The sequence below is a fragment of the uncultured Eudoraea sp. genome (assembly GCF_947258925.1).
In the GTDB taxonomy this organism is placed as follows: Bacteria; Bacteroidota; Bacteroidia; order Flavobacteriales; family Flavobacteriaceae; genus Eudoraea.
In genome coordinates this window covers 31,910-44,199 of record NZ_CAMYKG010000034.1, presented here as the reverse complement: position 1 = coordinate 44,199, position 12,290 = coordinate 31,910, and the positions used below count along the sequence as shown (strand labels likewise).

Genomic DNA, 12,290 nt, shown 5'->3' with positions numbered 1-12,290 from the left:
TTCATTTAGTTGAATTACATTATCAACCGCAAAGAACGCTATGGGTTGTAAAAGTCATGTTAGTTCCAGGTTAAACATTTATTTTATTAAGGTTACTATAAGGTTAAGAGATTAAGGAAATGTTATGGCATATTTTCCTTGTTGGATAATTAGCTTAAAAAGGACTTGTTTATGTATTTAATCACCTTTAAAAAACTGTATCTTTCCATCGTAATTAAAGACTTATGAATTGGGAACAACTCCTGTCTCTGAAGCGTTTTGGAGATACACATAAAAGACTGCGCAAGGAACAAAACGAGACCCGTCTGGGCTTTGAAGTAGATTATGACAGGGTAATCTTTTCTGCAGCCTTCAGGAGTCTGCAGGATAAAACTCAGGTAATACCGCTTTCAAAAACAGATTTTGTTCATACCCGTTTAACCCATAGTCTGGAAGTTTCTGTTGTGGGGCGCAGCCTTGGAAGGATTGCGGGCGAAAAGCTGTTACAAAAACATCCCTTTTTAAAGGAAACCCATGGGTATAAATTTGGAGATATTGGAGCAATAGTGGCGGCAGCAGCTCTGGCGCATGATATAGGAAATCCGCCATTTGGCCATAGTGGTGAAAAGGCAATCGGGGAATTCTTTGCACATGGGGAAGGCAAAAGATATCAATCTATTTTGTCAGCAAAGGAGTATCAGGATCTTATTGATTTTGAAGGAAATGCAAACGGGTTTAAGTTGCTCACTGAATCACGCGAGGGGGTATCCGGAGGACTTCGATTGAGCTACGCAACTTTGGGGGCCTTTATGAAATATCCCAAGGAATCTCTTCCAAAAAAGCCTTCAGCCCATATAGCGGATAAAAAATTTGGATTTTTCCAGTCACAAAAAGAATTCTTTACAGAAGTTGCCGGGGAATTGGGGCTTGTCCCTACAGGACGTGGGAAAGACATTGCATATTCCCGGCATCCGCTGACTTATTTGGTTGAAGCTGCCGATGACATCTGTTATACCATAATTGATTTTGAGGACGGCATAAACCTGGGACTGATCTCCGAAGAATACGCCCTGGAGTATTTGATTAAGCTGGTTAAGGACACCATTAATACAAAAAAATATAATTCTTTGACCATTATGGCCGACAGGCTTAGTTATTTAAGGGCTTTGGCAATTAATACCTTAATTAGTGATGCGGTATCAATTTTTATTGAGAACGAGGAGGCAATTCTAGATGGCACCTTTGGAGTGTCACTTTTGGATCGCAGCAATTATAAAGCTCAGGTTGAGGACATTATTCAGCTAAGTGTGAATGAAATATATTGTTCTCCGGGAGTTATAGAAAAGGAAATTGCGGGCTATAAGATAATTTCGGATATTCTGGAGGTATTTACCAGGGCGTTGGTGAGACAAATGGAAGGCAAACCCACCAATTATGATAAATTGCTAATACAAACCCTGCCCCCTGAATACAGAAATACCAAAGGCTCTGTTTATTCTGTTTTGTTGAATGCCAGTTGTTTTGTTGCCAGTCTCTCAGACAGTGCGGCAGTTCATATACATAATAAAATAAGCGGGAAACAACTTTAAAAATTATAGGCCAGACCTATGGCCAAAACCTGTCTGAATTGGATTTTGGGAACACCCGGATCAATTATATTACCGGTATCTGAGATTACCTGATCAAAGCGTATATCATCATCATATATAACATGGGTTCCTAAATTTGCCTCAAATAAATCGTTCACCTTAAAGGTGAAATTTAACTCCCAATCGATATCAATGTTCCCAAATCGCCGGATATAATCTGTAAAAAGATTAAGGCGATGATTCATCGTAATGTTTTTAGCGATTTCTTTTTCCCAGGTATTCGTAACCAGGATCCCAAATTCTATAAACTTTTTTTCACCTTCTGTAATGATATTCCCATCTAAATCATATATGGCCCTTTTAACTCCAAAAGCACCCTGGTTGGCAAGTGTTTGATCCTGGACAAAAGTAGCCTTAAGCGTAGTTGGGGATAGATATAGGTTTAAATCTTCGCCGTCGGGAGAAAATGAGGGTCCTCCCCCAAAGAATAAATATCCCGGAGCCATAAATCTCGAAATGGGATTGTCTCTGTCCGGGTAATTAAAACCGTCTGCAAATTGCGTATTAAACCTTGTATTAACGGAATAATACCATTGGCTCAAAGTATCACGACGATAACTAAAGGTAGAGGTTAGTCTGATTATATCCTGGGTTTTTCTGGGTTCTCTGTCTTCCTGGATATTCAGCCCATATCCAAGGATTAACTCGTTATTCCATTTGAGGTATCGAAATTTATAATTTCTTACGAATTTCAGATTTGCGATTCCTGAAATCGAATTTTCACCACCTGCATTCCAATTAACAAAGGCTACTTGATTTATATTGAATCCCAATTTATTTTCCTTTGTCCAAAAGGAAGGGATTTTGAAAGGCTTGCGAACGTCAGTCAGTACTTTGGTTTCGTTGAATGAAATATCAGGATTAATAAAACGCACTCCCCGGGGTACAGCCTTAACCTTGTATTGCGCAGCTCTAATAACAATGGTGTCAATTTTTGTAGTATCAATTACTGTTGGTTCAGGAATAGTATCCTGCAGGTAAGCATAGGAAGAGTAAAGCAGCAACAACCCTAATAAAGTTAATCTTGCAGTCATATTATATCTCCAATAATTTCAGGACGTGCTTTTTAACGGAGAAGGCATCTATATGTGCCAACTTATGAAGTTCTTCCGTTGCTCCATGCTCCAGGAAAACATCATCTATCCCAAATATTGAAATAGGGACAGGACTATTTATCGAATTGGCAAATTCGAGAATCGCACTGCCAAAACCACCAATTTTGCAACCATCTTCTATTGTAATTATCTGTTCGTAGGTATTAAAAACCAAGCGCAATAATCCCTCATCCAGAGGTTTCACAAACCGCATATTGTAGTGACCTATTTCTCCAGGCCTATTCAGCTCCTTAATAAGGCTGGAAATAGTGTTACCGATATGTCCTATGGATAATATTGCAATCTTATTTCCCTTAAGCAACTCTTCCCCAATACCAATTTTCATTTTTTGAAAAGATTGTTTCCAATTCGTTGTTGTTGCCCGTCCCCTTGGATATCGAATAGCAATAGGTCCCTGAAGACCTTTTTGAACGGTATACATGATATTGCGGAGTTCTTCCTCATTCATTGGTGAGAAGATAATGAGATTGGGGATACATCGTAAATACGTCAAATCATATACCCCATGATGCGTAGCACCATCCTGACCCACAATCCCTGCCCTGTCCAGAAAGAAAGCAACCGGAAGCTTCTGCAAGGCAACATCATGAATTACCTGGTCATAGGCTCTTTGTAAAAAAGTGGAATAAATAGCACAAAAAGGGATTAATCCTTCGGCCGCCATTCCGGCTGCCATGGTAACGGCATGTTGTTCTGCTATTCCTACATCAAATGCCCTTTCAGGAATTTGCTCCATCATAAACTTAAGGGAACTACCGGTTGGCATTGCAGGTGTTATACCAATAATTTTATCATTTTTTAGGGCCAGTTCCACAAGTGTCTTACCAAATACATCCTGGTATTTCGGAGGTTGATCTGAGGTCTGAGTTGCTATTAAATCACCTGTTTGATTATTGAATTTTCCCGGAGCATGATAAGTAACCTGATTTTCTTCTGCTTTCTTTAATCCCTTCCCTTTGGTGGTAATGACATGAAGTAATTTCGGTCCTTTTACCATTTTTAATCGTTCTAATTCTTTTATCAGAATATTGATGTCATGGCCATCAATTGGGCCGGTATAATCAAAGTTCAGACATTCAAAAATATTTTCATCTTTAGCCGTGCCCTTTTTTACATTGGTCAGATATTTCTTAAGGGCCCCTACACTGGGGTCGATGCCGATAGCATTGTCATTAAGGATGATAAGGACATTCGTATCGGTTACTCCGGCATGATTTAATCCTTCAAAGGCCATTCCGCTTGCTATAGAGGCATCACCTATAACAGCAATATGCTGTTTGTTCTCTTGCCCTTTTAGTTTTGATGCTAGTGCTATTCCCAAAATTGCCGATATTGATGTTGAACTGTGCCCTGTACCAAAAGGATCATACTCACTTTCACTTCTGCTTGGAAATCCACTTATTCCCCCCAGTTGCCTGTTAGTTTCAAAGATTTCACTTCTACCGGTGATGATTTTATGACCATATGCCTGGTGACCAACATCCCAAATTAATCTGTCAGAAGGCGTATTGAATACGTAGTGAATAGCAAGTGTTAATTCAACCACCCCCAAACTTGCTCCCAAATGTCCTTCTTTGACAGCAACTATATCTATAATGAATTCCCTTAATTCCTTAGCCAGCAGGGGTAATTGAGTCGCTTTTAGTTTGCGAAGATCAGCAGGATAATTAATTGTATTCAATAGTTTCATACCAGGTAGCAAATGTACTATAATTCATTTTTTGTAATGAGCACATCTATTCATAATATTGTAGTATTATGGCGATTGATATCAAATTTGATGATGCTTATTTTATGAAAAGGGCATTGCAGGAAGCGGAAGCAGCTTTTGAAAAGGATGAAGTTCCTATTGGGGCGGTAATTGTGGTGCAGGACAGAATAATTGCAAGGGCACATAATTTGACGGAACAACTTAATGATGTAACTGCTCATGCTGAAATGCAGGCAATCACAGCCGCCGCTAATTTTCTAGGAGGAAAATATCTTCACGAATGTACCTTATATGTAACACTTGAACCTTGTCAAATGTGTGCAGGGGCAATTTTTTGGAGTCAAATTCCAAAAGTTGTTTTCGGGGCCTATGATCCTCAAAGGGGATTTACTGCTTTAGGCGGACAATTACATCCAAAAGCTAAACTATCAGGCGGGGTTCTGGAAAAGGAGTGTTCCCAATTACTAAAACAGTTTTTTATTCAGAAACGAAGGTTAAATTAGGTGCAAAAAAAATCCCCGATATTAAATCGGGGACTGTTCAATTCAAAATAAAATATTGTTATCCGATTACCTGCACTTGTGCTGCAACCATTCCCTTTCTTCCTTCTTCTTCTTGGTATTCTACTTTGTCGCCTTCGTTTAATTCCACTCCATTCAATGCGGTAGCATGAACAAAGATGTCCTTTCCGGTGTCGTCGTTGGTAATGAATCCGTATCCTTTGGATTCATTGAAAAATTTTACAGTTCCTGTCATCAAATTAAATATTAATAATAAAAAAATTCATTACGAAAGTATGATTTTTTAAGCAGAACAGTTTATAGAAAAGGGAAAATTCGACCAAATTTATTGATTTTCAGGCTTTTTAGGAGCTTTACCTTGCATTTTTCGAATATTTTCTTCAGTTAGCATATAATCCTTTACCTTCCGGTTTTTACTCTCTTTTATAAGAAATAAAGGCATAGCGATTAAAAATAATCCTACAGTACCAAACCCAATATACTTATTAGCAATTTGAGAATGTTCTTCAGGAAGGGTAAAACCATAGACTATTGCGCCAAGTGAAGCCAATACAATTAACAATACAATATGCCTGAGTTTAATCCGCATCTTCTTGTGTAAAATTAATCAACTTTCTTCTATAGGCCGTAAGCAATTTGGATTTTGAGATAAACCCCAAATATTTTCCATCTTTAATAACCGGGAGATTCCAGGCAGAGCTGTCCTGGAATTTTCGCATTACTTCCTGCATAGAATCTGAATCATAAAAGATGAGTTCAGGTGCATTATGCATAAAAGATTCAACTTTTATTTTATCATAAATAGAGGTATCGAACATAAATTCCCGAATATCATCTAATGAAACTATGCCCACAAGGGCATCATTCGAGTCTATAACGGGAAATATATTCCGGGTAGATTTTGCGACTGTTTTGTGTACAAGTTCACCCAGAGTCATTTCCTGTGTGATAGTCTTGAAATCCTTTTCTACAATCTCATCAAGATGCATTAAAGTAAGTACGGCTTGATCCTTATTATGCGTTATCAAGGCTCCCTGTTCGGCAAGTTCACGGGTATATATGGTATAATCTATTGCATTTTTGGTTAGCAGAAATGAAATGGCCGCGGTAATCATAAGGGGCACAAAAAGTTCATAGCCACCAGTTATTTCGGCTATTAGAAAGATAGCGGTTAATGGCGCATGGAGAACCCCGGCAATAAGTCCGGCCATCCCAATCAGGGTGAAGTTACTTTCATTGACCGAAAGTCCCAAACCTAAATTATTGATAATTTTCGCAACTACATTTCCCAGGGCACTTCCCATAACCATGGTAGGGATAAATATACCTCCGGCGCCCCCGGCTGCAAAGGTAGTGGTCATTGCAACCGCTTTAAAAATAATAATTCCGGCGAGAAGGGCTATAACTACCCATATGTTATTCGTATAACGGTCAAAAGGAGTTTTACCAAGGGCTTCGATATGCTCTCCGTCCAATAAATTATTAATAAAACCGAACCCTTCACCATATAGTGGCGGAATAAAATACAGCATAATTCCAATGGCTAACCCACCCACCAAAAGTTTATATTTTGGACTTTTGAACCTTTCAAAAAAAGTAAGGATACCAAAATACATTTTTGTGAAGTATATAGATGCTATCGCGGTACCAACCCCTAAAATAATGTAGAAAAAAGTGTCTTTGATTTCAAATTTTTCAGTAATTGAAAAACTGAATAAAGATTCATCTCCAAGGAAAAAATAAGAAGTAAGAACCCCGGAAATTGAAGCCAGCAATAAAGGAAGCATTGAAATCATAGTTAAATCAAGGCTAAATACTTCCACTGCAAAAATTATGGCTGCAATTGGGGATTGAAAAATAGATGCAATGGCTCCGGCCGAGGCACAGGCTATTAGCAGGGATCTGGTTTTGGCATTAAGATGTAATAATCGTGCTACATTAGAACTTATTGCGGCCCCGGAAGCCACTGCGGGACCCAAAAGACCAACAGATCCTCCAAACCCGACGGTTAATGGTGCGGTGACCAAGGGCAAAAATATTTTCTTTGCACTAATTATTCCTTTCTTTTTTGACAGGGCAAATAAGATAGAGGAAATAGCGTGCTCTAATTTTGCCTTATAAACATACTTCACATAAAGATATACCAGGGTCAGGCCTACTATTGGGGTAATAAAATATAATTGTTGGTCTGAAAATACTATTCCTTTTTCTATAAGAGATTCAATGAAATAGGTGATATTTTTAAGTGTAACGGATGCCAATCCAGCTAAAAAACCTACAATCACGCTCATCAGCTGAGTGAATGTTTTATTGGAGATATGTTTATATCGCCACTTGAGAAATCTGGTGAATAAGGTAGTTACAGTACCTGGCATTAGATTTTTTATACGTATTTAAAGGTATTAAAAAATGCCACTCCTAAACGGGAATGTGATTAAGATTGAATATCCAATCTTAAATTTAGTTCCTTTAATTGTGCATTATTAATTGGGGAGGGAGCATCGATCATGACATCCCTTCCGCTGTTATTTTTTGGAAAGGCTATAAAATCCCTTATGGTCTCCTGACCTCCAAGAATGGCAACCAACCTGTCTAGTCCAAATGCAATACCCCCATGTGGTGGCGCCCCATATTGAAATGCATCCATTAAAAAACCAAATTGTGCTTTAGCCTCTTCTTCTGAAAAACCAAGATGCCTGAACATTGTCGCCTGGGTTTCTTTATCATGAATTCTAATTGAACCACCTCCAATTTCATTCCCATTTAAAACCAAATCATAGGCATTGGCTCGTACTGCCCCCGGATCAGTTTCCAGCAATTCTAGTTGCCCTGGTTTCGGAGAAGTAAAAGGATGATGCATTGCATGGTAATTTCCCGTCTCCTCATCTAACTCAAGCAAAGGAAAGTCTACCACCCATAATGGCGCAAACTCTTTCGGATTTCGGAGTCCAAGCCTTTCTGCCATTTCCATTCGCAAGGCACTTAGCTGGGTTCTTGTTTCGGTCGTGTTACCGGAAAGAACACAAATTAAATCTCCGGGTTTCGCAGCGGTAAGTTTAGCCCATTGCGAGAGGTCTTCCTGATTGTAAAATTTGTCAACAGATGACTTAAAACTACCATCTTCATTACATTTTACATACACCATTCCTTTTGCTCCAACCTGAGGTCTCCTCACCCAATCTATTAACTTATCAATTTCTTTACGCGTAAAGGATGCAGCACCCGGTACGGCAATTCCTGCTACAAATTCAGCGGAATTGAATACATTAAAATCACGGTGTTGGGCTACTTCGTTTAATTCGCCAAACTCCATTCCAAAACGGATATCCGGTTTATCATTACCGAATCTTTTCATGGCATCGTCATAAGTAAGTCTGGGAAATTCACCTGTTTCCACACCGTTTATTTCAAGAAGCAGATGCCTTGTTAGTCCTTCAAACGCCTCAAGAATATCATCTTGTTCCACAAATGCCATTTCACAATCTATCTGTGTGAATTCGGGCTGACGGTCTGCACGTAAATCCTCATCTCTAAAGCACTTTACAATTTGAAAATATTTATCCAAACCACCAACCATTAGTAATTGTTTAAAGGTTTGAGGAGATTGTGGCAAAGCGTAAAACTGTCTTGCATTCATTCGACTTGGCACCACAAAATCGCGGGCCCCTTCCGGAGTAGATTTGATTAAATAGGGAGTTTCCACTTCTATAAAACCCTGGTTGCTGAGGTAATTCCTGACTTCCAAAGCTACTTTACTTCGAAAAATCAATTTTTCTTTTACGGGGTTTCTTCTAATATCCAGGTAGCGATATTTCATTCGAAGGTCTTCGCCACCATCAGTTTTATCTTCAATTGTAAATGGGGGCAATAATGAGGTGTTCAGAATTTGAAGATTTGTAACCAGTATTTCAATTTCTCCGGTAGGAATATTCGGATTTTTAGAAGTTCGTTCAATCACAGTACCCTCAACCTGTACAACAAATTCCCTGCCTAAGGCTCTGGCACTTTCCAAGATCTTGGGAGTAGTTCGTTCTTCATCAAAAACAAGTTGCGTGATACCATATCGATCCCTGAGATCTGCCCAGACCACAAATCCTTTATCCCTTGTTTTTTGAACCCATCCCGATAAAGTAACTTCCTTATTAATATGTGATGCATTTAATTCACCACAAGTATGACTTCTATACATTTTATCTGCCTTGTTTTACAGCCGCAAATGTAAGAAGATATGCTTGTAACCCGTATCATCAGAACAAATTTTCTACCATATTTCACATATTAATTTGGGTAGTTTTGTTAAGAAAAAGTTAATAAAAATTTGGTTTAACCCATATCTTCATTACCTTGGAAAGAACAATAGCTAATTCTAAATACCGACGAACATGAAAAAAACTCAAATTAACATGGTATTTCTATGGCTTTTTCTTGCACTGCCATTTTTGGCGTTTTCGCAAGCGACGGTCCGTGGGAGTATACAGGATGAATTGGATGGCACTCCATTACCTGGGGTAGCTGTGGTAGTCAAAGGTACCAATAAGGGTACAACGACTGATTTTGATGGGAATTATGAAATAACTGTAGACAGTTTTCCCGCGACTTTGGTTTTTTCCTCTTTAGGGTTTGAAACCAGAGAAATTCGAATTACAGATGCGTCAACACTGAATGTCACTTTAGCCGAATCCGCTACTGGGCTTGATGAGGTAGTTATTACCGGTTTGGCAACTTCCGTGAAGCGTGAGAATTTGGCAAATGCGGTTTCCACCGTTTCTTCACAGGAGCTGGTCGGAACGACAAGTCAGTCTACGGTAGACGGTGCCCTTTATGGTAAAGTACCGGGGGTAAACATTACATCATCTTCGGGTGCTCCCGGGGGTGGATTTGCCCTGAGGCTCAGGGGTATTTCTTCGATAAATGGCAATAACCAGCCTTTGATTATTGTAGACGGAGTATATTATAACAATGTGGAAATACCTTCAGGATTGAGATTTGCTTCAGGTGCAAACAGAGGGAATGAGGAAAATTCCAGTAATCGATTAGCAGATCTGGATCCAAACGACATTCAGAATATCGAGGTTTTAAAAGGATCTTCTGCCGCTGCAATCTATGGACAAAGAGGTAATGCAGGGGTAATTATAATTACCACAAAAAGGGGTAAAACAGGGAAGACTAAAATCAGTTTTAGTCAAGATGTAGGGAGCAATACCATTGCCAATCCTTTAGGGATACGACCCTGGACTGCAGCTTCTGTGGAGTCAACATTTGATGCCAGTGAAAGGGCCAAATTTGATGCAACCATTGCTTCTAATGGCAAGCTTTATGATTTTGAAGACATTATTTATGGCGAAACCGGGTTTATAACAGAAACAAGGTTGAATGCCACAGGGGGTAATGATAAAACAAAGTTTTATGTAGGGGGAGCTTACAGAGACGAAGATGGTATTATCAAAAATACCGGTTTTGACCGTTTATCACTTCGGATGAATATCGAACACAAAATTTCTGATGTTTTTGATTTTGCAGCTACCACCAATTATACCAAAAGTAATTCCAGCCGGAGTTTTACTGGTAATGAGAACGAGGGGGGACTTAGTTATGGATATACGTTGGCATTTACAAGGCCATGGAACAATCTGTTTCCGGACGCAAATGGGAATTATCCCAATAATCCAAATTATCCCGGGAATCCGATTTTTGTCAGGGATAATGCAAGAAATAAGGATAGTAACAATCGTATAGTTCAGGGACTAACCTTGAATACCAAAATATTGACAACGGATGTAAACCGGGTAAAATTGGTTTTAGCCGGTGGTCTTGATTATTTGGCTAACGAGACTTACGTTTATGTTCCGGAAACACATCAGGCACAAATTGGTGGCCAGGGTGGCTTTGTAGCAGTGGGAAAGAACAATTTCACCCAGTATAATGCACAGGCCATTGGAGTATGGGACCATGATGCAATGCAGGGAGACCTTGGGTTAACCACCCAGTTGGGTTTAACCTACCTTAACCAGAATGCCAATTTGGTTAATAGCAGAGGTTCCCTTCTTGCAGCCGGCCAGACTAGTGTGGATCAATCCGTTAACCAGGTTATAGACCAGAATAGGACAGAGGAGGAGGACTTTGGTTTCTTTGCCCAGGTTGAAGGAAACTATAGGGACCAGATAATAGCTACCCTGGGTTTTCGTTGGGATAAGTCGAGTAGAAATGGCGACCAGAATAAATTCTATGGTTTTCCAAAAGCATCATTGGCGGTAAACCTAATGAACTTTGATTTTTGGAATGTTGAGGATATGAGCCAGCTAAAACTAAGAGTTGCTTATGGAGAAACCGGTAATCCGGCCGGTTTTGGATCTACTTTCACCAGTTTTGGAGCCAATAATATTGGCGGCAATATTGGACAATCTGTTTTGGCCGCCAAGGGTGATCCAGATGTTGAACCTGAAACAGCTCAGGAGTTTGAAGTAGGATTTGATATGGGATTTCTCCAAAATCGTATTTCTTTTGAAGCTACCTATTATAATAAGAAAGTTAAAGATTTGATTCTAACAAGAGCGCTTCCTTCATCTTCAGGATTCACCCAGGAGACTACAAATCTCGCGGACCTTAGGAACCAAGGGGTAGAATTGGGCGTAAGGGGAGATGCTATAGACCACACGAATATCAGATGGAATACTGGAATTATCTTTTATCTGAATAGATCGAAAATCACCCGTTTAGATGTGCCTGCCTTCCCCCAACCAGGGGCCGGCTTTGGGCTTGGACTAGGAACCTTCTTTATTGAGGAAGGGCAACCGGTAACTCAATTAGTAGGTACAATAGATGGTGTCCAAACTCAGGTTGGAAATGTCGAACCGGATTTTCAGATGGCCTTCACCAATAATTTCACCTTATTTAAGCAGCTTGATGTATTGTTTCTTTTACAATGGAAACAAGGAGGAGAAAACCTCAACCTTTCTAAATTCCTGACAGATTTAGGTGGTACAACACCGGATTTGGAAACTGCTGAAGGGCAGGCACGTTTAGGGACACCTGCCAATGCTTTACGATTTGTTGAACCCGCAGGATATGTACGCCTCAGGGAAGCCGCAATCTATTACAGATTGCCTACCAAAGCGGTTAGCAAAGCATTTGGAGATGTCGTGGAGGGTGTGAAATTTGGGTTCTCCGGCCGAAATATTTTTACTATTACAGATTATAGTAGTTATGATCCGGAAGTGTCTGTAAATGGTGGTGCAGGATTGTCAAGTGGAATTGAGGTTACTCCCTTTCCCAGCTCAAGGCAATTTTACTTTCACTTGAATGTTAACTTTTAAAA

Annotated in this window: 9 protein-coding genes; 3 read left to right on the top strand and 6 right to left on the bottom strand. The window is 39.6% G+C overall.

Annotated features, from left to right (window positions below):
• The first annotated feature begins 224 nt into the window (after window positions 1-224).
• A complete protein-coding gene (dgt, locus tag Q0X77_RS12025; protein WP_297797673.1) occupies window positions 225-1,568 on the top strand; it encodes a dGTP triphosphohydrolase in 1,344 nt (447 codons plus the stop codon).
• Here dgt and Q0X77_RS12020 read toward each other — a convergent pair.
• Together Q0X77_RS12020 and Q0X77_RS12015 are read right to left on the bottom strand one after the other, a co-directional pair.
• Window positions 1,565-2,662: a DUF3078 domain-containing protein gene (locus Q0X77_RS12020; RefSeq protein WP_297797671.1), complete on the bottom strand. Its 1,098-nt coding sequence runs from the start codon at window positions 2,660-2,662 to the stop codon at window positions 1,565-1,567. The genes dgt and Q0X77_RS12020 overlap by 4 nt on opposite strands.
• A 1-nt stretch (window position 2,663) precedes the next feature.
• The gene (locus tag Q0X77_RS12015; protein ID WP_297797669.1) at window positions 2,664-4,433 is read right to left on the bottom strand and encodes a 1-deoxy-D-xylulose-5-phosphate synthase; all 1,770 of its coding nucleotides are present in this window, start codon (window positions 4,431-4,433) and stop codon (window positions 2,664-2,666) included.
• Window positions 4,434-4,507: 74 nt separating this feature from the next.
• Between Q0X77_RS12015 and Q0X77_RS12010 the strand changes: the two genes are divergently transcribed.
• The gene (locus tag Q0X77_RS12010) at window positions 4,508-4,957 is read left to right on the top strand and encodes a nucleoside deaminase (RefSeq protein WP_297797677.1); all 450 of its coding nucleotides are present in this window, start codon (window positions 4,508-4,510) and stop codon (window positions 4,955-4,957) included.
• A gap of 58 nt (window positions 4,958-5,015) precedes the next feature.
• Here Q0X77_RS12010 and Q0X77_RS12005 read toward each other — a convergent pair whose 3' ends face one another.
• The 4 genes from Q0X77_RS12005 to aspS form a co-directional block, all read right to left on the bottom strand.
• Window positions 5,016-5,210: a cold-shock protein gene (locus tag Q0X77_RS12005; RefSeq protein ID WP_019671237.1), complete on the bottom strand. Its 195-nt coding sequence runs from the start codon at window positions 5,208-5,210 to the stop codon at window positions 5,016-5,018.
• A 90-nt stretch (window positions 5,211-5,300) separates the two neighbouring features.
• A complete protein-coding gene (locus tag Q0X77_RS12000) occupies window positions 5,301-5,564 on the bottom strand; it encodes a hypothetical protein (protein WP_297797667.1) in 264 nt (87 codons plus the stop codon).
• Complete coding sequence (locus Q0X77_RS11995; RefSeq protein ID WP_297797666.1) at window positions 5,554-7,350, bottom strand: chloride channel protein; 1,797 nt, start codon at window positions 7,348-7,350, stop codon at window positions 5,554-5,556. The genes Q0X77_RS12000 and Q0X77_RS11995 overlap by 11 nt, the downstream gene beginning before the upstream one ends.
• A gap of 59 nt (window positions 7,351-7,409) precedes the next feature.
• Entirely contained in the window at window positions 7,410-9,164 is a 1,755-nt protein-coding gene (aspS, locus tag Q0X77_RS11990) for an aspartate--tRNA ligase (RefSeq protein ID WP_297797664.1), read from the bottom strand.
• A gap of 193 nt (window positions 9,165-9,357) precedes the next feature.
• On the opposite strand from aspS, the gene Q0X77_RS11985 reads away from it, so the two are divergent.
• Window positions 9,358-12,288: a SusC/RagA family TonB-linked outer membrane protein gene (locus Q0X77_RS11985; RefSeq protein WP_297797662.1), complete on the top strand. Its 2,931-nt coding sequence runs from the start codon at window positions 9,358-9,360 to the stop codon at window positions 12,286-12,288.
• Window positions 12,289-12,290 lie beyond the last annotated feature (2 nt).